Source organism: Clostridium puniceum (assembly GCF_002006345.1).
GTDB lineage: Bacteria > Bacillota > Clostridia > Clostridiales > Clostridiaceae > Clostridium > Clostridium puniceum.
Window position 1 is genome coordinate 14,757 of record NZ_LZZM01000152.1, and the last position, 21,957, is coordinate 36,713.

Below are 21,957 nucleotides of genomic sequence, written 5' to 3' on the forward strand. Positions count from 1 at the left end.
GTACAAGCTCAGATTTGATTTTGTACTTTACGATATATAATTTATTCAATTGGAAAATCGTGCCTTTGAAGATTCAAAGGGGACGTATGTCTATTTTTACTTCAATAAACTTCATATTTATAAAGAAATATGATTGTAAGGTTCTCATTTCATTAATTACCATTGTAATTATAATGAAATATGTAAACTATTTAGAAAATAAACATGCTTTATACAAATAACTGTCCGTAAGTCAGATGTTTATAGTAAATTTAACTTATGTTAAACCACTGGAAGAGGTTGAAAAGTATTTGGCGGAGCATATTATATTTTTAAATAAATACTATGCTAGGAACAATTTTGTCTGTTCAGGGCGAAAAAATCCTCGAACTGGTGGAGTAATTTTATGTAATGCAAAAAATATAGAAGAGGTAAAGAAAATTATTAGTGAAGATCCTTTTAATAGAAATAGTATTGCCAATTATGAGGTAGTAGAATTCCAACCAACAAAGTATGCTGAAAACTTTAAGGAATTTGTTGAATAAAGTTCAATTTATGAAAGAGTGAAAAACAAATGAGCAACTTAAACAAAGAAGCCAGCATAAGGTTATTATATGAAAACAATGATAATATATTATAACACTGGTTATATATATTTACAAATAGGAGGCTTAGAAAACAGAATACCTTAAGGTGGTATTCAATTTTTAGAAGTGGAAATTCCTGAAGGAAAAATAGAAACTAAAATAGATACGACAGTAATACAAAATGTTCCTATTTATGAAGATACACCATTAACATATATAGAAAAAATAAATACTCAAATGGCTATTATATTGAAATAATTAATTGTTCTATTCACATAAATATGTAACTAAACATAGTATATTAGTATACTAAATAACTAAGGAGGAAATTTAAATGGGATACAATTATGATAAATGTAGTCGTTATTCTAAAGAGAATGATGAGTATGAAGAACATCACTATAAAGTAAAAAATCATAATCATGAATTCGAATCAAGTACAGACTACTTTGAAGGAGTAGTGCACAACCATCGTATTGCTGGTGTAACTGGTCCTCCAATTGAATATGGTAAATCGCATGTTCACAAAATAGCTGTGTTAACAGATACTTTTGGCGATCATTTTCATAAGATTTGCGATACTACTGGTCCAGCTCTTTTTCTTCCAGGTGGAAAACACATTCATTTAGTAAAAGGTGAAACAACTTTTGATGCTGGACATGACCACGATTATTATTTTGCTACTTTAATTGAAGATCCTACAAATGTACCAAAAGATAAAAAATGTTAAAGTAATTCAGATTAGTTTTATTCCAAATATAAGATGAAATAAGCACTAAATAAATGGTACGCGTTCCATTACCTTTTATTTTATATAAAAAGTTATTAGAAAGTAGTAGGTAGGAGTAATCCACTACTGCTTATTTTTGTTCAAAATCCAGAAATTTATTCACATAATATGTTGTAATTAATAAATAATCGTAATTTTATGAGCTAATATGAAGATATAATTAAAGTCAAAAATATATGGAGGATAAGAAAATGTTAGAACAAAAAAATATTGGTATTTTACTTTTTAATGAAGTTGAGGTGTTAGATTTTGCTGGTCCATTTGAAGTGTTTTCAATTACTACATATATCGGATGTAATGAAAAACCATTCAAAGTACATACAGTTACTCAAACAAAGAATTTAATAAAGGCTCGTAATGGATTGAAAATTCAGCCTGATTATGATTTCTGTGACACTCCACAGTTTGATATTTTAATTATACCTGGAGGATATGGAGCAGAAGAAATTGAAATTCATAATCCAAAGATTATAAACTGGATTAAAGATAGTATGAATCATGTTGATATAATGGCGTCTGTATGTACTGGTGCATTTTTATTAGCTGAAGCTGGTTTATTAGGTGGAAAACGAGCTACAACACATTGGATGGAGATCAATAAGTTAGAAAAGGATTATACTAAAATTAATGTTCAGCGTAATGTTAAGTTTATTGATGAATACCCTATCGTTACTTCAGCTGGTATATCAACTGGAATAATATGTTATTTTACATTATTAAGAAACTCTTAGGTAAAGAAATTGCCAATATTACAGCTAAAAGAATGGAATATGATATTGATATTCAAAATATTTAATATAGAACCAATTCAATTTACCAAAGGGTTAGGATTTATTAGTTAAATTAATAAACTAATTGCTGGTTTTTAATTGTGCCTAAATATTATTTTTAATTTGAATTTATTTGTGAAAAATATTACTATATATAATGCAAACATATTGAAAGAATTCAGATGTAAGGTATAAAGGAATGTTAATTTATAGAAATTTGTAGTATAATTATGTATTAATCTAAGGGGGAGAAAGATGAAAACAATAGAAGTAGTTGCAGCAATTATAAAGCAAGATGATAAAATATTGGCTACTCGTCGTAGTGATGGTAAGTTTAAAAATATGTGGGAGTTTCCGGGTGGAAAAATGGAACTAGGAGAAACTCGAGGAGAAGCGCTTAGACGTGAAATCAAGGAAGAATTGGAATTAGATATTGATATATTAAGTTATTTTACAACAATTGATTATGATTATTTAAATTTTCATCTCAAAATGCACTGTTTTATATGTGTCATCTGTGGAGGAGTATTACGGTTAAATGCTCATAATGATACTAAATGGACAGCTTTAGAAGAACTAGATGAATTGAAGTGGGTACCTGCAGATATATTAGTCATTGAAAAACTTAAAGAAATGTAAAATTAAGTTATATACATCCACTGTAACGTCGTTTTAGGTGTACATTGCTAATCTTAGTTGAATCTATATCCACAAAGTTGACAATGATCCGGAACTAGTATTAAGTATCTTTTAACTGTATAACTTGTAATATTTTTATCTATCTGATATAATTTTATGAATAAAAATTAATATTTAGTCAGTTCGAAAGCCTCCTGACTTAAAATAAAACTACGGTTAAATAGTCAATAAAGATTTCATTTAATTTTTTATTAATAAGATCTTCTATTTTTGTTGAATTTATTTATCGTAGGATATTTCCTACGATTTTTTTTATTAAAAAATCTTTGGAAATTTGGGGAGGTATTATTAATTTTGATAATATCATTAAGTAAATGGAGGAATTTATTTGAACAATAACAATACAGTGAACAGATTAGTACGAACAGCTATTATCGCTACTCTTTATGTAGTTATAACACTTATATTAGCACCTATAAGTTATGGAGCAGTACAATTTAGAGTGTCAGAGATAATGATATTACTAGCATTTTTTGACCCGTTCTATATTGGAGGGCTTACCCTTGGATGTTTTATCGCCAATATTGTTGGACCTAATGGAGTTATTGATGCTATATTTGGTACGTTAGCGACATTTATTAGTGTTTATGCTATCTCACTTACAGGAAAGTTTATTAAAAATAATAAGGTTTCATTAACAATAGCATCGCTTTGGCCTACTATTTTTAATGGTGTAATAATTGGATATATGCTTAACTTTCTTTATCAATTACCACTTATAGTATCAATTGGAGAAGTTGCAATTGGTGAATTTGTTGTTGTTACAATGGTTGGGGTGCCAGTTATAAAATTGATACAAAATAAATATGATAGATTGCTTGTTGTCAAAAATACAGCTGATAATAAAAGTTAGCTATTAATATTAATTTCAAAAGCTAAAGCCTACGTTGAATATAACTTCAACGTGGGCTTGAAATATATTAAAGCATATTATAGATCTTCACTAATTTGCTTTAATTTTAAGTGCTATAAAAATAAAGTATGTATTATTCAAAGAAAATTTTAAATTATGTCTGCTATTAATATATTCTTTAGTTAAAAAGTGCCGAAGATTATTTTTTAGATATGCGTTGTATTCTGGAAAAGTATCAGTGTCCAAAAGTATCATTTTTTTCTTGATAAATACATATAATAATGATATTCTTAACTATATGATAAATAGTTTCAATTAGGAGATGACATTATGAGTATATGCAATTTAAAACTGGGGGAAAAAGGAATAATTTCATCCATTAATGGAGATTCAAAATTAATAAAAAGATTGTTTGCGTTAGGATGTATAGAGGGAACTGAAGTGGAACTTAGAAGGCGTGCACCTCTTGGAGATCCAATAATTATAAATTTTAGAGGTTTTGATTTGGCTATTAGAAAAAATGATGCTAAGAATATAATGCTAAAAAAATAAATCACTAAGATTATAAGTAGATTTATATATGACTTACGAAGAAATTAAATAAAGTTATATTGAAGCGAAATTATTAATGAGAATAGGAGAAACTTAAATTTATGATAAATGTAGCTTTACTTGGTAATCCTAATGTAGGGAAAACCACATTGTATAATGCACTTACAGGCTCTAATCAATATGTGGGAAATTGGCCAGGTGTTACTGTAGATAAAAAGGAAGGATTTCTAGATAATAATATTAAAATTGTAGATTTACCTGGAATATATGCTATGGATACTTTTTCAAACGAAGAAAAAGTATCTAAAAATTTTTTAGAAGAAGGAGATGTAGATTTAATATTAAATATTGTAGATGCATCTAATCTTAGTAGAAACTTATATTTAACAACTCAGCTTAAGCAATTTAATAAGCCAATTATATTAGCATTAAATATGATTGATATTTCAGATTCTAAAGGAATAAATATTGATTATAAGAAATTATCTAAGGAATTGAATGTAGAAGTAATTCCAATTATTGCAGGTAAGAATAAAGGTCTTGATATAATTGAAGAGAGATTAAAAAGAGGAAATTTTAATTCACCTTTAGATTCTCATAAATATAATTTTTCTACTGAAAAAGAAGCTTATAAATTTATTGAGAAAGTATTAAGTGTAAGCGTTAGGGGACATGATAATATACAAGAAACCATAACAGAAAAATTGGATAAGTGGATATTACATCCTATTTTAGCATATCCTATATTTATATTGCTAATGTCTTTAATGTTTGAATTAACATTTTCATGGGTTGGACAACCTTTATCAGATTTATTAGACGGATTTTTAAATGATGCATTTATACCTAGTGTAGAAAACATACTTGTAAGCACCTCTCCTTGGTTTAGATCTCTTATTGTAGATGGAATAATTTCAGGGGTTGGAGGTATAATCGTATTATTACCAATAATTTTAGTATTATTTATGTGCATAACTATTTTAGAAGATAGCGGGTATATGGCTAGGGTGGCTTTTATGATGGACAACCTTATGAGAAAGATGGGACTTTCGGGTAAAGCGTTTATACCTATGATAATAGGTTTTGGCTGTACTGTTCCAGCAATAATGACCGCTAGAACCTTAGAAAGTGAAAAAGATAGAAAATTAACAGCGTTACTGGTACCGTTTATGTCTTGTAATGCTAGATTGCCAGTATATACAGTTTTTGCAGCAGTATTTTTTGAATCACATAGAGGTCTTGTAGTATCATCTTTATATTTACTTGGAGTAGTAGTTGCATTTTTACTCGGAATATTATTTAAAAATACATATTTAAAAAAAGATGAAGAGCCTTTTATAATAGAAATTCCTGAATATAAAATGCCAAAGCTTTCTTCAATATATAAACAAACAAAAGATAAAGCTATGGGTTTCTTAAAAAAAGCTGCAACTATTATATTTGCAATGAGTGTAGTGGTATGGTTTTTATCAAACTTTAATATACATGGTATGGTAAATGAAGTTAACGAAAGCATATTAGCATCTATAGGTAGTGTAATAGCTCCATTATTTGAACCTCTTGGTTTTGGAAACTGGCAATCAGCAGTATCACTTATTTCAGGTTTGCTTGCTAAAGAATCAGTTTTAGCATCCATGCAAGTGATTTTTGCTGGAGATTTATCAGTTATTTTACCAGAACATTTTACTAATATTTCAGCGTATGCTTTTTTAGTGTTTATATTACTTTATACTCCATGTATATCTGTAATTGGAACCATGAAAAAAGAATATGGAATAAAATTAACTTTATTTTCAATATTCTTTCAACTAATTATAGCTTGGATTGCCGCTTTCTTAGTTTTTAATATAGGTAGCTTAATATTTTGGTAATAAATTACAATATATTTGCCTTTATAATTCATTAATATGGGTAGGTGAAGCTTAAATGATAGAAATAATAATTGCTTCTATAATAGTTGTTTTAGCTGGAGCTATAATAATGAAATCAGTAAGAAATTCTTCAAATGGAAAATGTAATTGTGGATGTGACCTCTGTAAAGCTAAAAATAGTTGCTCTGAAAAAAATAATGATTCAAATTAATTTTAAATCTCATTAGAAGCTTTTGTTTTTAATGAGATTTTTTACTGAAATTAAAAATGGACTTTATTTTTGACAGAGAACAAATATATAGTATAATAGGCATATTCAAATAAAAGATAAAATTAAGTAGGAGTATAAAAAATGAATTACAAAACACATATAAATGGAGGAATATTAGTAGGACTATATGTGACCATACAAATGACAAATAAATCTTTAATGTCCACAGGAATGTTTTTAACCACAGCATTTGTTGGAAGTTTACTTCCTGATATTGATCATAAAAATAGTTATATTGGAAAAAAAGTTAAAACAGCATCTAAAGCAATAAATAAATTTGCAGGACATAGAAAATTATTTCATGCACCACTTTTTTATTTGTTCTTATACTCAATAGTGCTTGGAATGGTTACCAATAATCTATTATTAATTGGATTGAATGGATTGTTCTTAGGTATATTATCTCATTTAGTTTTAGATAGTTTTACAGTAGGCGGTTTACCTTGGTTTTATCCTTTAAGTAAAAAGAAATTTTCTTTAAGTAAGATAAAAACAAATAGTAAGCTAGAAGATATCTTATGTGGAATTTTAACATGTGTAAATATAGTTATAGTGCTTGACATACTTCATATAACTTCAGTATTTACATTTACTCAGAAATAAAATATCAATATTAGAGTATATTCATAAGAAGATTTTTTTAATGACCATATAATACTCTAATTGGATACCGATCTAAAAATTTTAACTGAAACTCTTGAAATAGTATCTAACCTTATTATATTAAAAGAGAGCAGCATCTAAAAATGCGGCTCTCTTTTAATATAATAAGGTTAGTTCATAATATTTAAATTAGATTTGTCTGTATTTTTTAGTTTTCTAATAGCTAAGCCACAATAAATCAATGTAATTAGATAGAACATAATAGAAAATTCAGGCAAAAATATACCGGATATATCCAATAAAGCTTGAAGTAATAATGGCATTGTCATAGAATAAAAACTTAAAATGCAAACTTTAGAATAATTTAATTTTACATTCATAAAAGAACTTATAGATAAACTTATTGGACCCAATATCAAAAATACTGAAATTAAATTTAATATGAATGAAATTATTGGATCAAGTATTAGTAGTATTACTGGAATAATTATTTTCGATAAATACAACATCTTTTGTATAGTTTTGTTTGTTACATTAAATTCAGGAATATCTGAAAATTTCATAACCTGAACTGTTTTATAATTCTGTTTTAATATAAGCTCATTTGAATCTATATATATAGCATCACTATAGGATTCTACAATTGATTTATTAGTTTTACCAGTTGTGTCAACAATAAGTGTTTGGCCATCACTTTTATAATAAATAGGTTCAGTTGAATCTATAGTAAATAAGCCATTTTTTAGTTCAAATTTTGGAGCAGTTTTTGTAAAGGTTGTTTGTATATCTGACGTTTCAGATATAAATTTATTTATTGTATTCATGTTAGTTATAGTAGAAAATATTAAAGTGACTAGGAAAATATATAAAATTGCTTTTCCAAGTCCTTGTACTAAAAATTCTTTATAGGCTGCAAAATCAAAAAAGCTATATGCAAATTTGTGCCTAAATCCCATTTTAGTGTTCAAAGAAAGACCTCCTCAATTGATGTATATTTATTATGAATAATGATAATTATAACACATTGATTTAGAATGTGACAGAATGTTTGCATATTTAAATGAAATATGTTATCATTACGTGTATTAATTGAATAATAGACAGTTCGTTAGACCATCCTGTCTTTAAACAAAACTAGGCAATTTAATTTTAAATTAAGTGGAAATTTAAGGTTAGTTTTGTTGTGCTAGTTTTTTAGGATAACAAAATTAACTTTTTTTATGCATAGAAATATTAAATTTAAATTAACTTTGCATTTTTAAATATAAGCTATTACTTTAAAACTACAAAAAATAAACTATGTATTATATAAGGAGTAAAAATATGTTTACAATAAAGAGCGAAATACAATTTGATATGGCACATTATTTAAGCGGATATAATGGAAAGTGTTCTAATATTCATGGTCACAGATATAAGTTAATTGCAAAATTAAAAGCAGAAACTTTACATTTAGAAGGTCAGCTTAGAGGAATGGTTGACGATTTTTCTAATTTTAAGGATGCATTAAAAGAGATTGGAGATATTTTTGACCATAAATTAATCATTGAAGATAATAGTGAAGGAAAAGCTTTAGCAAAAAAAATTGAAGAACTTCCAAATAACTTTGATATATATTTTGTAAATTATAGACCAACAGCAGAAGAAATGTCTAGAGATATTTTTAATAGATTAAAAGTTCAAGGATTAGCAGTATGTGAAGTAGAATTATTTGAAACACCTAAAAATAGCTGCATATATACAGAAGATTAGTTGGAGGCTTAAAAATGTTTAATATAGTTGAAAAATTTTTATCAATAGATGGAGAAGGACCAAGTTCTGGTGAACTGGCTGCCTTTATAAGATTTCAAGGTTGTAATTTAAGATGTTCTTGGTGTGACACTACATATTCATGGGATAAGGAAAGTATCTGTGAAGTATTAAATGCTAAAGAAATTTATGATTATATAAAGGAAACAGGTGTAATCAATGTTACATTGACAGGGGGAGAACCTCTTATTCAAGAAAATATAGATGAACTCTTAACTCTTTTAAATTCAGATGATACTTTGAAAATTCATATAGAGACTAATGGAGCAGTTGATATAGAACCTTTCAAAAATAGACATAAGAAAAATAATATCAGTTACATAATTGATTTTAAATTACCAAGCAGCAAAATGTCTGATAAAATGAATTTAAATAATTTAAAGATTGTAAAAAAAAATGATGTTTATAAGTTTGTTGTAGGAAGTAATGAAGATTTACAAATGGCCTATGATCTTATAATTAAGTATGAGTTAGCGTCTAATTGCTTAGTGTATTTAAGTCCAGTTTCGGGGAATATAGATATGGAAGAAATTGTAGAATTCATGAAAGAAAAGAAAATAAATAAAGTTAGGCTGCAAATACAGCTTCATAAAATAATTTGGGATAAAAATGCAAGAGGAGTTTAAAAAGATGAGGAGGATTGGATATGCAAAAGAAGATAAATACTAAAAAAATAGAAGAATGTATAAGAGAAATTATAATAGCCTTAGGAGATGACCCAAATAGAGAAGGTTTATTAGATACACCTAAAAGAGTTTCTAAAATGTATGAGGAAGTTTTTGAAGGTATGACACTTTCAAATGAAGAAATAGCAAAAATGTTTGGAACGACTTTTGAAAATGAAGAGTTTATGTCGGAAACTCATAAAAATATGGTTGTTGTTAGAGATATACCAATGCATAGTTACTGTGAACACCATTTAGCGCTTATGTATAATATGAAGGTTACTGTAGTATATATGCCAAAGGAAAAAATTATAGGTCTTAGTAAGATTTCAAGAATAGCAGATATGGTTGGAAGAAGACTTCAGCTTCAAGAAAGAATTGGCAGTGATATTGCGGAAATTGTCTCTATGGCTACAGGCAGCGAAGATGTTGGTGTTCTTATAACAGGCGAACACGGATGCATGACTTCTAGAGGTATAAAGAAACCTGGAACACTTACAACCACAACAACATTTACTGGACAATTTCAGTCTAATGATATGTTAAGGCAGGAAGCTTTATTAATCATGAAATAGGTAACTCGGTTATGAGTTAGAATTAAGAGTTAAGGAATAAAACTCTTTGGGTTTTAAAAGATATATGTTTAAGTAACTCCTTTGGATTTGTTTCTGAAACTGTTAACTATATACTATAACTTGTTAATTAGAAAATTGGGAGGAATTTAATATGAATAAAAAAGCAGTTGTTGTATTTAGTGGTGGTCAAGATTCCACTACATGTTTATTTTGGGCTCTTAAGGAATTTGAAGAGGTTATAGCGGTTACTTTTGATTATAATCAAAAGCATAGAAAAGAAATAGAATGTGCAACAAGTATTGCTAAAGAATTAGGTTTAGAGCATCATATATTGGATATGGCATTACTTAATCAATTAGCACCAAATGCTCTTACTAGAGATGACATAGAAATAAAGGTGAGTAAAGATGGTTCGCTTCCATCAACATTTGTAGAGGGTCGCAATATGCTATTTTTAACTTTTGCAGGAGTTCTTGCTAAGGTGAAAGGTGCAAAGCATATTGTAACGGGAGTATGCGAAACAGACTTCAGTGGATATCCTGATTGCAGAGATATTTTTATAAAATCTCTTAATGTTACTTTAAATTTAGCAATGGATTATGATTTTGTAGTTCATACGCCACTTATGTGGATTGATAAAGCTGAAACATGGGCACTCGCAGATAGCTTTGGAAAATTAGATTATATACGAGAAAAGACTCTTACTTGTTATAATGGAGTAATTGGTGATGGATGTAGAACATGTCCAGCTTGTATTCTAAGAAAAAAAGGTCTTGATAATTATTTGTTAAGTAGGAATAACAAGTAGCAATAATTTATGAACTTTTATATATAAAATTTAAATTATTAAAATGATATATCTGTTTTAAAAATAATTTATACAAGTATGCAGCAGTAATTCAATTTAACTGAAGAATTTAAACCGCAACATATATATTAAACAATTATAGCTATTATTAATAATAAGATTCTATATTTAATATTTTATTATTTGTTAAAGAGGAGAAAAATAATGAGTGAAAGTGGAAGAAAATCTAAAGAACTTGAAGGAATCAGCCTTCTTGGAAATCAAGGAACAAAATACGATTATGGATATAATCCTGAAATTTTAGAGGTTTTCGAAAATAAACACCCAGACAATGATTATTTTGTAAAATTTAATTGTCCAGAGTTTACTAGTCTTTGTCCGATTACTGGCCAACCTGATTTTGCCACAATTTATATAAGCTATATTCCAAATATAAAAATGGTAGAAAGTAAATCTTTAAAGTTGTATTTATTTAGCTTTAGAAACCATGGAGATTTTCATGAGGATTGTATAAATATAATAATGAAGGATTTAATAAAGCTTATGGGACCAAAATACATAGAAGTATGGGGGAAATTTACTCCAAGAGGTGGCATAAGTATAGATCCATATTGTAATTATGGGATGAAAGGTACTAAATTTGAAGAAATGGCAAATTACAGAATGATGAATCACGATATGTATCCAGAAAAAGTTGACAACAGATAATCAGAACAGTTAAGAGTTCAAAGTTATGAGTTAGTAGTTAAGGAGAAAAATCCTAAGGGCTTTCATCTTTAATTAATAACTCTTAATTAATAACTCTTAATTAAATTAAGGGGTGTTTTTAAAATTGAGTAAAGTTATTGTTATAGGTGCAGGACCAGCAGGTATGATGGCAGCACTTCAAGCTGCAAAAAAACATGAAGTAATACTATTAGATGGTAATGAAAGAATTGGAAAGAAATTATTTATTACTGGCAAAGGAAGATGTAATGTTACTAATGCAAAAGATATATCTGAGTTTTTTGAATACATACCAGGTAATCCTCATTTTCTATATAGTGCATTATATAGTTTTACTAATGAAGATACTATTAATTTCTTTGAATGTGAAGGTGTTAAATTAAAAGTAGAAAGAGGCGACAGAGTTTTTCCTGAATCAGATAAATCTTCAGATATAATAAGAGGGTTATCAAATGCCTTAAGTAGGACTAAAGTAAAAATTAAATTAAATTCAAAAGTTACAGATATTAAATCTAAAGATAAAAAAATAACAGCAGTTGAAATAAATAATGATGAAATTTTAAATGGAGATTATTTTATTATAGCAACTGGTGGAGCATCATATCCACTTACAGGCTCAAGAGGAGAAGGTCAAAAATTTGCAAAGAAGCTTGGACACAAAATAGTACCTTTGATACCTGCACTTGTTCCTATAGAAGTTACAGATGCAAAAACAAAAGAACTTATGGGTTTATCTTTAAAAAATGTAGAAGTTATAATTAAAGAAAATGACAAAAAAGCAGTTTACAAGAATTTTGGAGAAATGTTATTTACTCATTTTGGAGTTTCAGGACCACTTATATTAAGTGGAAGCAGATTTATAAGAAAAGATAAAAAATATAAATTATATATTGATTTAAAGCCAGCATTAAACTTAGGAGAATTAGATAAAAGAATTCAAAAAGATTTTGGTAAGTATTTAAATAAAGATTTTAAAAACTCATTAGATGAATTATTGCCACAAAAATTGATTCCTATGATTATTGATTTATCTGGAATTTCAGAAACTAAAAAGGTAAATGAAATAACAAAGGAAGAAAGAAAAAACTTGGTAAATGTAATTAAAAATTTAACCTTTGAGATTAAAGGCTTAAGACCATTAGAAGAAGGTATTGTAACTGCTGGTGGTGTGGATATAAAAGAAATTGATCCTTCTACTATGAAGTCAAGAATAATAGAAAATCTTTCTTTCGCTGGAGAAGTAATGGATGTAGATGCTTTTACAGGAGGGTATAATGTTCAAATTGCATTTTCAACTGGTTTTATAGCAGGGAATAATATATACACTTTATAAAAAAGCAGATATGCTGCATATACGATCATTATAAAAATTATAGAAAAATAGTAGATTAATATAGTATGATGAATAAATAAATATTTTCTTGTTTGAATTGATAAAAAATTATATAATCTTATAGAAGACAAAATTAATGAGGCTGAGAAATGGGGAGAAAATTTTGAAAATTTCAGTAGCAATAGATGGACCAGCAGGAGCTGGTAAAAGTACCATCGCAAAATTGGTTGGAGAAAAATATAACCTTATGTATATAAATACAGGAGCAATGTATAGAGCAGTAGCCTTAAAAGCTTCGGAAAATAATTTATTGCCAGAACACGTTGATGAAATTTGTAATCTGATTAGCAGTATGGAAATGCATTTTGAAAATGATGATTTGATTTTAAATGGTGAAAACATCCAAGAAAAAATTACTATGCCGAGCATAAGCAGTATTGTATCTGGATATGCAAGTCTTCCGGAAGTTAGAACTATACTTGTAAAACTTCAAAGGGATATGTCAAATAAATTTGATGTAATAATGGATGGGAGAGATATTGGAACAGTAGTGCTTAAAGATTCAGAGTTTAAATTTTTCTTAACAGCGAGTCCAGAAGAAAGAGCTAAAAGAAGATTTAGAGAATTACAAGAAAGAAATCTAGAATGTTCTTATGATCAAATCTTAAAGGATATAATAGAAAGAGATTACAAAGATACTCATAGAGCTACAGATCCACTAAGAAAAGCTGATGATGCTATAGAAATCGATACTACTAATTTAGATATTAATGGAGTCGTAAATGTCATTAATGAGTATATAGAAAAAGGAAAGTAACACTTAAATAAGGAGAGCATAATGAGTGAAGTTATTTTAGCCCAAAATGCAGGTTTTTGTTTTGGAGTTCAAAGAGCTGTAAATGAAGCTTTGAAAATTCAAAAAGAACATAATTCAAAAATTTATACTTTAGGACCTTTAATACATAATAATGATGTAGTAAGGTTTTTGGAAGAAAATAATATATTTTCAATAGAATTAGAAAATATACACATTTTAAATTCTGATGACGTAATCGTTATAAGATCTCATGGTGTTTCTCAAGCCGTTTTAGATGTACTTAATGAAAAACAATTAAAAGTATTAGATGCAACATGTCCTTTTGTAACTAATATTCAAAAAAAGGTTAAGAAATATTCAAAAGAAGGTTATCATATAGTAATATTAGGTGATAAAGACCATCCTGAAGTAATAGGAATTAATGGATGGTGTGAAGACAAAGCTATCATTACTAAGGATGGTACTTTTGAAGAACCAATTCCTCAAAAGATATGTTTAGTAGCTCAAACTACTGAAAAAATTAAAAATTGGGAAAATACCTTGAAAAATTTAAGTTCTGTAAAAGAAGTATTGGCATTTAATACAATTTGTTCAGCTACTGAGGCTAGACAAAAAAGTACAAATAAAATATCAAAAGAAGCAGATGCTATGATAGTTATTGGGGGGAAAAACAGCTCAAATACTACTAAACTATATCAAATATCAAAGCAAAATTGCATAAGTACAATTCATATAGAAAATGCTAAAGAATTGCCGTTTAATTTTATTAAAAATAATAATATAAAAAAAATAGGCGTTACAGCTGGTGCATCTACGCCAGATTGGATTATTAAGGAGGTACTTGATATTATGAACACAGAAAACAACAATTTTGAAGATCAATTATCATTAATGAATGAACTAGATAAAAGGTTTGCTATTGGTGATGAAGTACAAGGAGAAATTCTTTCAAAAACAAGAGATTCTATTTTAGTTTCGCTTGTAGGTTATAAAGCTGATGGTGTCATTCCTTATACAGAGTTATCAGCAAAAGAAGATCCAATAACTTTTGCTGAAAAACTTAATACAGGCGATTCGATAAAAGCTAAGGTTATAAAGTTACAAAATAGTGATGGATATGTAGTTTTATCAAGATTAGAATATGAAAGAGAAGAAGCTTTCAAAGAACTAGAAGTACTTTTCAATGAAGGAAAGACTTTTGAAATAATTATAAAAGAAGCTAAAGAAAAAGGGTTAGTTGGAGACTATAAAGGAGTTAGAGTTTTCGTTCCTGGATCTCAAATTGATATTAAGTTTACTGAAGATAAAAATGAATATGTAGATAAAAATTTAGAAATTAAATTAATAGATTTTTCTTTAAAAAATCCAGTAAAAGTTGTAGCATCAAGAAGAATATTATTAGAAGATGTTAAAAATGCAGAAGATGCAAAAGCTTGGGAAAGCTTTAACCTGGGAGAGACAGTACGTGGTGAAGTAAAGAGATTCACAAGCTTCGGTGCTTTCGTTGAAATTAATGGTATAGATGGGTTATTACATTTATCACAAATTTCTTGGAATCACGTTAAAAATGCAAGTGATGTATTAAAGGAAGGTCAAATCGTTGATGTTAAAATTATAGGATTAGATAGAGAAGCTAAAAAATTATCGTTAAGTATTAAAGAACTTCAAGATAAACCTTGGGATAATGCAGCGGCAAAATATCCTGAAGAATCTATAGTTCTTGGTAAAGTTGTAAGACTAAATGATTTTGGTGCTTTTGTCGAATTAGAACCAGGAGTTGATGGTTTAGTTCATATTTCAAAGATATCACATAACAGAATAGAACATCCATCAGAAGCATTAAAAATTGGTCAAGAGATTAAAGCTAAAATTTTAAGTGTTGATGAAGAAAATAAGAGAATAAGCTTAAGTATAAAAGATATTTAATTGAGTTTATTTATGCAAAATAACAAGTTAGAGAATGCAATGCGTATATGCTGAAGTGTCTAGATATGCTAATATAGCATAAATTTTAATAAATCTAGATATTTGACTTATAAGCTAGTATACTAACTTGTTATTTTTTTAATATTTTAGTGTGAAACTTTTTAATAAAGAATATCTCAATCTTCTAGATATGTTCTCTTTAAACTGAATAATTCCTTTATATAGATGAAAGAAATAAAAAGTTGAAGTATAATTCTATTTAGAAGTTGAAATTACAGAAAGATTTAACACGTAAATTAATTTTAAATTTACTATATAAAAATAGATTAGGGGGAACATACATTATGAAACAAAATAAAGTTACTAAAATAAATCAATTAAAAGAGACCCAATATTTGAGTTTATATGAAGCTGAATATGAAAATAAAGTTGGAAATATTAAAACTTGGACTATAGCATCAAGAAAAAATAATGAAACACTTCAAAAGCAATTCTTTGAAAATAAGGAAGATACTAATGATGGTGTAATAATTGCAGCATATCATAAAGAGAAAAATAAACTTGTTATAATAAGACAATTTAGAATTCCACTTAACAATTATGTATATGAGCTACCAGCTGGTCTCATCGACTCGGGTGAAAATGAAAAAAGTACGATTGGAAGAGAATTAATGGAAGAAACAGGCCTTGAAATAGTGGATATTATAGAAAATAGGTGTGCAGATAAAGTCTATATTTCAGCCGGGATGACAGATGAAGCGTTGGCACTTGTTTTTTGTACTTGTACAGGCGAAATAAGCGATGAAAATCTTGAGGAGGATGAATGTATTGAACCTCTTCTAATTTCTCAAGAAGAAGCTATAGAACTTATACAAAAAAGAGAAAAGTTTGATATTAAATGTTTTTTAGTTCTTCAAAGCTTTTCATTGCTTGGTGAAAAATTATTTATTGAATAAGTATTAAATTAAGGTACATTGAAAAAATATAGACAAATAATAAGTCTAAGATTTTTCAATATACCTTAATTTTTTAAATAGAGCTTATCATTTAATATTCAACTTTATTTGCATTTTAGTATATCTCACAATAGTATAATTAATTTATTGAGACTATAATTAGTTTTGTTAAATAAAGATAAGTTAGAAAGGTATTAAAAATGGGTGAAAACAAAAGAATAAAGAAAAAATTACTTAGAATAACATGGCCAATTTTCGTTGAAAGTTTGTTATTATCAACTCTTGGAACTGTAGATACTTTAATGGTAAGTAGATATTCTGATAGTGCAGTTGCAGCTGTTGGTGTATCAAATCAAATAATAAACATGATAAATTTATTATTTGTAGTAATAACATCGGGAACTTCAATTTTAGTAGCACAATATATAGGCGCTAATAAGGATGGAAAAAAAAATTATGAAATATTTCAGCTTTGCGGCATGTCAATAGGATTTAATGCCTTAATTGGATTACTATTAAGTTTAGTTTTATCATGTTTTGGAATTGGATTCTTAAAATTACTTAATACATCTAGTGATATATTATATTTAGCTAATGATTTTCTAAAATATGTTGGTGGCTTTATATTTATTCAAGCAATATCAATGACAATTACTGCAATATTAAGACCACATGGATATGTTAAAATATGCATGTATGTAACATTGCTTATAAATGTTATAAATGCAATTCTTAATTATATTCTTATATTTGGGAAATTTGGTGCACCAGAGCTTGGCGTCGTCGGATCTGCTCTTGGAACAACTATAAGTAAATTTATTGGATTATGTATTTTAGGAGCGGTTATATATGTAAAAATACTTAGAGGTTATTCTATTAAGTTACTATGGCCACTACCAATTAAACATTTAAAAAATGTTATGACTATAGGAATTCCTTCTGCTGGAGAAAATATGTCTTATAGTTTAGCTCAGCTTGCATTAATGAGTTTTATTAATACCATAAGTGTTGAGACCGTTACAACAAGAAGTTATGTTAATAATATAGTCAGTTTTGCAGTTTTATTTTCAGCAGCACTTGCTCAAGGTAACGGAATAATAGTAGGTCGTTTAATTGGTGAGAAGAAGAATACGGCAGCTTTGAACTTTGGAATATATTCAATAAAGATTGCTATTTTATTATCTACAGGTATGGCTGGTTTATTCGCAATACTTGGGCATCCACTTATGAGAATATTTACAGAAAATCAAGAAATTATAAAATTAGGGGCTATAGTTATTGGAATAGATGTAATTTTAGAAATCGGACGTGCTACTAATGTAGTAGGAATAGGTGCTCTTAAAGCAGTAGGAGATGTTAAATTTCCAGTAGTTATAGGAATATTTTCTATGTGGGTTATATCTGTAGGTCTTGGGTATGTACTTTCAATAAAATGTGGTCTTGGATTAATTGGAATATGGATTGGTCTAGCCTCCGATGAATGTTTTAGAGCTGTACTTGTAATATTTAGATGGAAAAATAGAAAATGGGAAGGTAAAGCATTTGTTTAAATTTCTTCAAATAATGATAAATTGTTTATTATATGATAAAAAACATGGTAAAAGCGCAACAATAGTAGTAAACTATTATTAAATTTAATTTCTATAGGGGGGCGGCAAGTGTGAATACAGAATTTGAAAAAATCAAAAAAGCAAACATACTTATAAATTCACTATGTATATTTACAAATATTAAACAAGATAATGTATTAATAAATTATAAAGCATTATTAAAATATTTAAACAAAAAAGAAATTTCCATAGAAAAAGGAATTACTCTTTATAATGATTTTGTCTATGAACTTCTTAAGAAGGCTAATGGAACTTCGTTCAAAAAATTTATAATTGATATGATTTTCTTAGATAACAATTCTTTTACAAATATGATTGATCGTGAAGATTTAAGCAATAAATATATTATAAAGCAAGTAAAATATGAACTTAAATCACTTGAAAATATAACAAGTATAGCTTCTTATGAATTTAAAGAAGCTATAATACATAAAGGCAAGGCAAAGGACTTTGAAATAGAAATAATAAATTCACTTATAGACTTTGAAGTTAATTCGGATGAAGATTACGATTCATATAAAGCTATAGATAAATTGAAATTAAATATTTTAAGTTGTGATAATTGGGGGAATTCCTTAGAAAGTATTATAGAGTTTTTTAAACAATATGGAACAGGAATTTTTGGTGAATATAAAGCCTTTGTTTGGGAACATGAAGAAAATAATACATATCTTAGAGGAATTGATGCTCCAGATCCGATTAATTTAAAAGATTTGGTTGGGTATGAAGATCAAAAAGAAACTATTATTGAAAATACGAAACAGTTTTTAAATGGATATCCTGCTAATAATATATTATTATATGGTTCTAGAGGAACGGGAAAATCTTCAACTGTTAAAGCAATTACAAACGAATATTATACTGAAGGTTTAAGGCTTATTGAAGTTGATAAGAGTAAACTTGTAGATTTTACAAAAATAATAAGGATTCTCAAAAATAAAAATTTGAAATTTATAATATTTGTTGATGATTTGGTATTTGAAGAAGGAGAGGCTAGCTATTCGGCTTTAAAGACCATTTTAGAAGGCGGAGTAGAAAATAGATCTAATAATATATTAATTTATGCAACGACAAATAGAAAGCATTTAGTTAAAGAAACTTTTAGCGAAAGAGCTACAGATGATGTGCATACTAATGATACAATAGAAGAAAAGTTATCTTTATCGGATAGATTTGGAATAACAGTATCTTTCTATTCACCAGATCAAAAAGAATATTTGAAGATAATAGATGGAATTGTTGAGTCTCGCAATCTTGAAGTTGATATGAACTATCTTCATGCTGAAGCATTAAAATGGGTAAGATGGCACAATGCACGTTCTCCAAGAACAGCGAATCAATTTATAAATTGGTTAGAAGGAACTTTAAAAAGTAAATAAATAGGAAAAAAGAAATAGAGGATAATTTCGTCCCTTCTATTTCTTTTTTCTTATTTAAATTTTAAGCATTAGTTGTTGGTGGTGTATATACTCTTGCTGCAAGTTCATCATCTAGCATATATAAAGCCGCAGGATTATTTTCGGCTCTTTTAATTTTCTTTATAATAGTATTAAAAGTATTTTCTTCTTCAACTTGCTCGTTAATAAACCAATTAAGTAAACTAATAGTTGCATGTTCCTTTTCTTCAGTTGCTATATCAGCAATTCTATATAATCTGCTTGTAACAACTTGCTCGTGTTCATATCCTGTTTCAAAAACATTGACTATATTTTCATAGTTTACATGAGGTCTTTCTATTTGTTCCAAAGTTACAACACCATTTTTTTGGAATATATAATCATAGAATTTCATAGCATGGAACAATTCTTCTTGCGATTGAACTTTGAAAAAATTAGCAAATCCACTTAAATCAATAGATTCACAATAAGATGCCATTCCTAAATATACGTATGCTGAATAAATTTCAAAATTAACTTGGTCATTAAGATGTTTTAATAATTTTTCGCTTAACATATTTACCTCTCCTTTAGTTTAAATTTCTCTCTCGTTGTATAATAATTGATATTATTTAATAATATTTTACATCTTAAAATATTATTTAGCAAATTATATTTTATATTATGTTAACAGAGTATATTTTCATTTAAATATACCGACTGTACTTTTACTTCAAACTATAGATTATATTTTTTACTTTAGGTGTATAACTTTTATTAGAAAAACAATAATATAAAGTGAAATCTTTTGTTGAAATAAAAAAAAGGAGGGGATTTACTTGTCAAAAAACAAAAAGGAAAAACTTATTTTAAAATCTGGAGATATGTCACAATCAAAAGTTAAGTCTTTTGTTGAAAGAGAAGATGTTGAGAATAAAGTAGTCTCTAGAGGAAGAGACATTACAATTAACCATAAGCGCTAATGTAGAATTTTAGATATCTCAAAATATTTAATATATAATTAACAATATACAGTTAATATTTAAACATCTACTATTTATTGAAAATTTTTGAGATATCTTTGTTTTTATCTTAAATAAAAACTAATTCTTCATATTATTAATATCTGTATTGATAATATGAATTTAAGCTAGACTATTTTGTTATAGTGATAATTATTCATAAATGTGATAATATATATTAGTATAAAACTAAAATAACTATTTATTTAAGAGTGGAAGGAAAATAATTATGGCTATAAATAGAAGTGCACCAGAAAATTTTCATTATGATAATGCAGAAAAAACTAATAAAAATTTCATTTATAAAAACCTTAATAGAAGCAAATGCTATAACTGCAATTTTTCAAATTCAAGCTTTGATTATGCAAGTTTAAGAGGGGCTCACTTTAAGAAATGCAATTTTTTTAGATGTGATTTTAAAGGAGCTGAATTTATAGGCTCTAACTTAAAAGGCTGTAAATTCAAAGAAGCGAAATTCGAAGATACAGTATTTGAAGGCGTAAATTTAGATGCTGTAGATTTTATTGATGCAAAATTTAAAAATACAATCTTCGTAGGCTGTGATACAAATAAAGCTAAAAATTTAAAAGAAGATAATAAAGGCATAAGAATTTTTGAATCAATGCCAGAATTTCAAATGAGTGAAGAACTAGAAAAATTAGTTTTAAGTTTAAATGAAAATCAGTTTATAAAAAAATCAAGAGTTTTTGATACAAAAGATAAAACTATTAATACATTAACCTTAATGATTTTAAGTGAAAACTTTGATGAGAAAACTTTGATGGAAGGCCTTAATTATATAAAATATGAGATTGATAAGGAATTTCATACATTAAGTTATGTTATTAGACTTATAGAAAATATGCACAACTAAAAAAGCACGTAGTGCAACTAAGATCTTTTTACAACTAAAAAAGCACGTAGTGCAATCAAGATCTTTAATAAAAGTCTCTGTTAAAAAGCTGTTGGTTTTTAAAGGCTAAGTAATTATTTTTATGTTAAAAAATTAAATATCAATCAAATATTTAGTATAATATATAAAAACATAAAGTTTATTTAATATATAAGGGAGAGATATTAAATATGAGCAATAATCTAGATAAAAAGAAAATAACACTTACAGAAGAACAAGCTTCTAGAGCAGCTGAAACTTTAATTAATGCATGGCTTAGAAATGATGACAATACGAATTGCTCTAAAAAAAATCCTGAGAAGAATAAAAAATGAAAATAATATAAATGAATTAATAAAAAATTAATTTGCAATTTTTTTATGCAATTTGAATATTTTATATTAATGTAGATATGCTAATATATTATTGCTTTTATTTAAACTAAAAAATATATTACAGAATAATTT

26 protein-coding genes are annotated in these 21,957 nt (G+C 27.2%); 24 read left to right on the forward strand and 2 right to left on the reverse strand.

The genetic code is table 11. The annotated features are described in order from the left end of the window. Positions 1-236 precede the first annotated feature (236 nt). The 10 genes from CLPUN_RS11485 to CLPUN_RS11525 all read left to right on the forward strand — a co-directional run bounded on the left by CLPUN_RS11485 (position 237) and on the right by CLPUN_RS11525 (position 6,975). The gene (locus tag CLPUN_RS11485) at positions 237-524 is read left to right on the forward strand and encodes a YciI family protein (protein WP_077847416.1); all 288 of its coding nucleotides are present in this window, start codon (positions 237-239) and stop codon (positions 522-524) included. Between the two features lie 168 nt (positions 525-692). Continuing rightward, a complete protein-coding gene (locus CLPUN_RS29180) occupies positions 693-824 on the forward strand; it encodes a hypothetical protein (RefSeq protein WP_278281626.1) in 132 nt (43 codons plus the stop codon). Between the two features lie 76 nt (positions 825-900). Then, complete coding sequence (locus tag CLPUN_RS11490) at positions 901-1,296, forward strand: YmaF family protein (protein WP_077847417.1); 396 nt, start codon at positions 901-903, stop codon at positions 1,294-1,296. 251 nt (positions 1,297-1,547) lie between these two features. Further along, positions 1,548-2,087 (forward strand): DJ-1/PfpI family protein, encoded by a 540-nt coding sequence (locus tag CLPUN_RS11495; RefSeq protein ID WP_242954117.1) that lies wholly within the window; start codon positions 1,548-1,550, stop codon positions 2,085-2,087. A 294-nt stretch (positions 2,088-2,381) separates the two neighbouring features. Next, on the forward strand, positions 2,382-2,765 hold the full coding sequence (locus CLPUN_RS11500) for a (deoxy)nucleoside triphosphate pyrophosphohydrolase (protein ID WP_077847418.1): 384 nt from the start codon (positions 2,382-2,384) through the stop codon (positions 2,763-2,765). A gap of 388 nt (positions 2,766-3,153) precedes the next feature. After that, on the forward strand, positions 3,154-3,678 hold the full coding sequence (locus tag CLPUN_RS11505) for a QueT transporter family protein (protein WP_077847419.1): 525 nt from the start codon (positions 3,154-3,156) through the stop codon (positions 3,676-3,678). A 330-nt stretch (positions 3,679-4,008) separates the two neighbouring features. Next, entirely contained in the window at positions 4,009-4,230 is a 222-nt protein-coding gene (locus CLPUN_RS11510) for a FeoA family protein (RefSeq protein ID WP_077847420.1), read from the forward strand. Between the two features lie 101 nt (positions 4,231-4,331). Continuing rightward, entirely contained in the window at positions 4,332-6,101 is a 1,770-nt protein-coding gene (feoB, locus tag CLPUN_RS11515; RefSeq protein WP_077847421.1) for a ferrous iron transport protein B, read from the forward strand. Between the two features lie 55 nt (positions 6,102-6,156). Further along, positions 6,157-6,312 carry a FeoB-associated Cys-rich membrane protein gene (locus CLPUN_RS11520; RefSeq protein ID WP_077847422.1) on the forward strand — a complete coding sequence of 52 codons (156 nt, stop codon included), beginning with the start codon at positions 6,157-6,159 and terminating at the stop codon, positions 6,310-6,312. Between the two features lie 141 nt (positions 6,313-6,453). After that, positions 6,454-6,975, forward strand: coding sequence for a metal-dependent hydrolase (locus CLPUN_RS11525; protein WP_077847423.1), 522 nt, complete (start codon positions 6,454-6,456; stop codon positions 6,973-6,975). A gap of 170 nt (positions 6,976-7,145) precedes the next feature. On the opposite strand, the gene CLPUN_RS11530 is transcribed toward CLPUN_RS11525, so the two are convergent. Further along, positions 7,146-7,943: a DUF1189 domain-containing protein gene (locus CLPUN_RS11530; protein WP_143329039.1), complete on the reverse strand. Its 798-nt coding sequence runs from the start codon at positions 7,941-7,943 to the stop codon at positions 7,146-7,148. Between the two features lie 355 nt (positions 7,944-8,298). On the opposite strand from CLPUN_RS11530, the gene CLPUN_RS11535 reads away from it, so the two are divergent. From CLPUN_RS11535 to CLPUN_RS11585, 11 genes are all read left to right on the forward strand, one after another. Beyond that, a complete protein-coding gene (locus tag CLPUN_RS11535; protein WP_077847424.1) occupies positions 8,299-8,727 on the forward strand; it encodes a 6-pyruvoyl trahydropterin synthase family protein in 429 nt (142 codons plus the stop codon). Positions 8,728-8,741: 14 nt separating this feature from the next. After that, the gene (gene queE, locus CLPUN_RS11540) at positions 8,742-9,410 is read left to right on the forward strand and encodes a putative 7-carboxy-7-deazaguanine synthase QueE (RefSeq protein WP_077847425.1); all 669 of its coding nucleotides are present in this window, start codon (positions 8,742-8,744) and stop codon (positions 9,408-9,410) included. Between the two features lie 20 nt (positions 9,411-9,430). Beyond that, a complete protein-coding gene (gene folE / locus CLPUN_RS11545; RefSeq protein ID WP_077847426.1) occupies positions 9,431-10,024 on the forward strand; it encodes a GTP cyclohydrolase I FolE in 594 nt (197 codons plus the stop codon). Positions 10,025-10,175: 151 nt separating this feature from the next. Further along, positions 10,176-10,832, forward strand: coding sequence for a 7-cyano-7-deazaguanine synthase QueC (gene queC / locus CLPUN_RS11550; RefSeq protein WP_077847427.1), 657 nt, complete (start codon positions 10,176-10,178; stop codon positions 10,830-10,832). Between the two features lie 204 nt (positions 10,833-11,036). Further along, a complete protein-coding gene (queF, locus tag CLPUN_RS11555; RefSeq protein ID WP_077847428.1) occupies positions 11,037-11,540 on the forward strand; it encodes a preQ(1) synthase in 504 nt (167 codons plus the stop codon). A 124-nt stretch (positions 11,541-11,664) separates the two neighbouring features. Next, a complete protein-coding gene (locus tag CLPUN_RS11560) occupies positions 11,665-12,891 on the forward strand; it encodes a BaiN/RdsA family NAD(P)/FAD-dependent oxidoreductase (RefSeq protein WP_077847429.1) in 1,227 nt (408 codons plus the stop codon). Between the two features lie 136 nt (positions 12,892-13,027). Continuing rightward, a complete protein-coding gene (cmk, locus tag CLPUN_RS11565; RefSeq protein ID WP_198944320.1) occupies positions 13,028-13,708 on the forward strand; it encodes a (d)CMP kinase in 681 nt (226 codons plus the stop codon). A 21-nt stretch (positions 13,709-13,729) separates the two neighbouring features. Then, positions 13,730-15,634 carry a bifunctional 4-hydroxy-3-methylbut-2-enyl diphosphate reductase/30S ribosomal protein S1 gene (locus tag CLPUN_RS11570; RefSeq protein WP_077847430.1) on the forward strand — a complete coding sequence of 635 codons (1,905 nt, stop codon included), beginning with the start codon at positions 13,730-13,732 and terminating at the stop codon, positions 15,632-15,634. Positions 15,635-15,978: 344 nt separating this feature from the next. Continuing rightward, complete coding sequence (locus CLPUN_RS11575; protein ID WP_077847431.1) at positions 15,979-16,590, forward strand: NUDIX hydrolase; 612 nt, start codon at positions 15,979-15,981, stop codon at positions 16,588-16,590. Positions 16,591-16,790: 200 nt separating this feature from the next. Next, positions 16,791-18,140 (forward strand): MATE family efflux transporter, encoded by a 1,350-nt coding sequence (locus CLPUN_RS11580; protein ID WP_077847432.1) that lies wholly within the window; start codon positions 16,791-16,793, stop codon positions 18,138-18,140. Between the two features lie 110 nt (positions 18,141-18,250). After that, positions 18,251-19,579 (forward strand): ATP-binding protein, encoded by a 1,329-nt coding sequence (locus CLPUN_RS11585; protein WP_077847433.1) that lies wholly within the window; start codon positions 18,251-18,253, stop codon positions 19,577-19,579. Positions 19,580-19,640: 61 nt separating this feature from the next. On the opposite strand, the gene CLPUN_RS11590 is transcribed toward CLPUN_RS11585, so the two are convergent. Beyond that, positions 19,641-20,153 carry a ferritin gene (locus CLPUN_RS11590; protein WP_077847434.1) on the reverse strand — a complete coding sequence of 171 codons (513 nt, stop codon included), beginning with the start codon at positions 20,151-20,153 and terminating at the stop codon, positions 19,641-19,643. A 262-nt stretch (positions 20,154-20,415) separates the two neighbouring features. Between CLPUN_RS11590 and CLPUN_RS28040 the strand changes: the two genes are divergently transcribed. The 3 genes from CLPUN_RS28040 to CLPUN_RS28045 all read left to right on the forward strand — a co-directional run bounded on the left by CLPUN_RS28040 (position 20,416) and on the right by CLPUN_RS28045 (position 21,825). After that, entirely contained in the window at positions 20,416-20,559 is a 144-nt protein-coding gene (locus CLPUN_RS28040) for a hypothetical protein (RefSeq protein ID WP_198944321.1), read from the forward strand. A gap of 268 nt (positions 20,560-20,827) precedes the next feature. Continuing rightward, positions 20,828-21,472 carry a pentapeptide repeat-containing protein gene (locus CLPUN_RS11595; protein ID WP_077847435.1) on the forward strand — a complete coding sequence of 215 codons (645 nt, stop codon included), beginning with the start codon at positions 20,828-20,830 and terminating at the stop codon, positions 21,470-21,472. A 209-nt stretch (positions 21,473-21,681) separates the two neighbouring features. Beyond that, positions 21,682-21,825, forward strand: a complete 144-nt coding sequence (locus CLPUN_RS28045; RefSeq protein ID WP_198944322.1) for a hypothetical protein — start codon at positions 21,682-21,684, stop codon at positions 21,823-21,825. The last annotated feature ends 132 nt before the right edge of the window (positions 21,826-21,957 follow it).

What these genes read in the sequence shown, in the direction of transcription:
- folE (WP_077847426.1), top strand. Translation starts at nt 9,431, where the DNA reads ATGCAAAAGAAGATAAATACTAAAAAAATAGAAGAATGTATAAGAGAA.
- feoB (WP_077847421.1), top strand. Translation starts at nt 4,332, where the DNA reads ATGATAAATGTAGCTTTACTTGGTAATCCTAATGTAGGGAAAACCACA.
- CLPUN_RS11520 (WP_077847422.1), top strand. Translation starts at nt 6,157, where the DNA reads ATGATAGAAATAATAATTGCTTCTATAATAGTTGTTTTAGCTGGAGCT.
- CLPUN_RS11490 (WP_077847417.1), top strand. Translation starts at nt 901, where the DNA reads ATGGGATACAATTATGATAAATGTAGTCGTTATTCTAAAGAGAATGAT.
- queC (WP_077847427.1), top strand. Translation starts at nt 10,176, where the DNA reads ATGAATAAAAAAGCAGTTGTTGTATTTAGTGGTGGTCAAGATTCCACT.
- CLPUN_RS28045 (WP_198944322.1), top strand. Translation starts at nt 21,682, where the DNA reads ATGAGCAATAATCTAGATAAAAAGAAAATAACACTTACAGAAGAACAA.
- CLPUN_RS11495 (WP_242954117.1), top strand. Translation starts at nt 1,548, where the DNA reads ATGTTAGAACAAAAAAATATTGGTATTTTACTTTTTAATGAAGTTGAG.
- CLPUN_RS11595 (WP_077847435.1), top strand. Translation starts at nt 20,828, where the DNA reads ATGGCTATAAATAGAAGTGCACCAGAAAATTTTCATTATGATAATGCA.
- queE (WP_077847425.1), top strand. Translation starts at nt 8,742, where the DNA reads ATGTTTAATATAGTTGAAAAATTTTTATCAATAGATGGAGAAGGACCA.
- CLPUN_RS11485 (WP_077847416.1), top strand. Translation starts at nt 237, where the DNA reads ATGTTTATAGTAAATTTAACTTATGTTAAACCACTGGAAGAGGTTGAA.
- CLPUN_RS11580 (WP_077847432.1), top strand. Translation starts at nt 16,791, where the DNA reads ATGGGTGAAAACAAAAGAATAAAGAAAAAATTACTTAGAATAACATGG.
- CLPUN_RS11500 (WP_077847418.1), top strand. Translation starts at nt 2,382, where the DNA reads ATGAAAACAATAGAAGTAGTTGCAGCAATTATAAAGCAAGATGATAAA.
- queF (WP_077847428.1), top strand. Translation starts at nt 11,037, where the DNA reads ATGAGTGAAAGTGGAAGAAAATCTAAAGAACTTGAAGGAATCAGCCTT.
- CLPUN_RS11510 (WP_077847420.1), top strand. Translation starts at nt 4,009, where the DNA reads ATGAGTATATGCAATTTAAAACTGGGGGAAAAAGGAATAATTTCATCC.
- CLPUN_RS11575 (WP_077847431.1), top strand. Translation starts at nt 15,979, where the DNA reads ATGAAACAAAATAAAGTTACTAAAATAAATCAATTAAAAGAGACCCAA.
- CLPUN_RS11525 (WP_077847423.1), top strand. Translation starts at nt 6,454, where the DNA reads ATGAATTACAAAACACATATAAATGGAGGAATATTAGTAGGACTATAT.
- CLPUN_RS11590 (WP_077847434.1), bottom strand. Translation starts at nt 20,153, where the DNA reads ATGTTAAGCGAAAAATTATTAAAACATCTTAATGACCAAGTTAATTTT.
- CLPUN_RS11535 (WP_077847424.1), top strand. Translation starts at nt 8,299, where the DNA reads ATGTTTACAATAAAGAGCGAAATACAATTTGATATGGCACATTATTTA.
- cmk (WP_198944320.1), top strand. Translation starts at nt 13,028, where the DNA reads ATGAGGCTGAGAAATGGGGAGAAAATTTTGAAAATTTCAGTAGCAATA.
- CLPUN_RS11570 (WP_077847430.1), top strand. Translation starts at nt 13,730, where the DNA reads ATGAGTGAAGTTATTTTAGCCCAAAATGCAGGTTTTTGTTTTGGAGTT.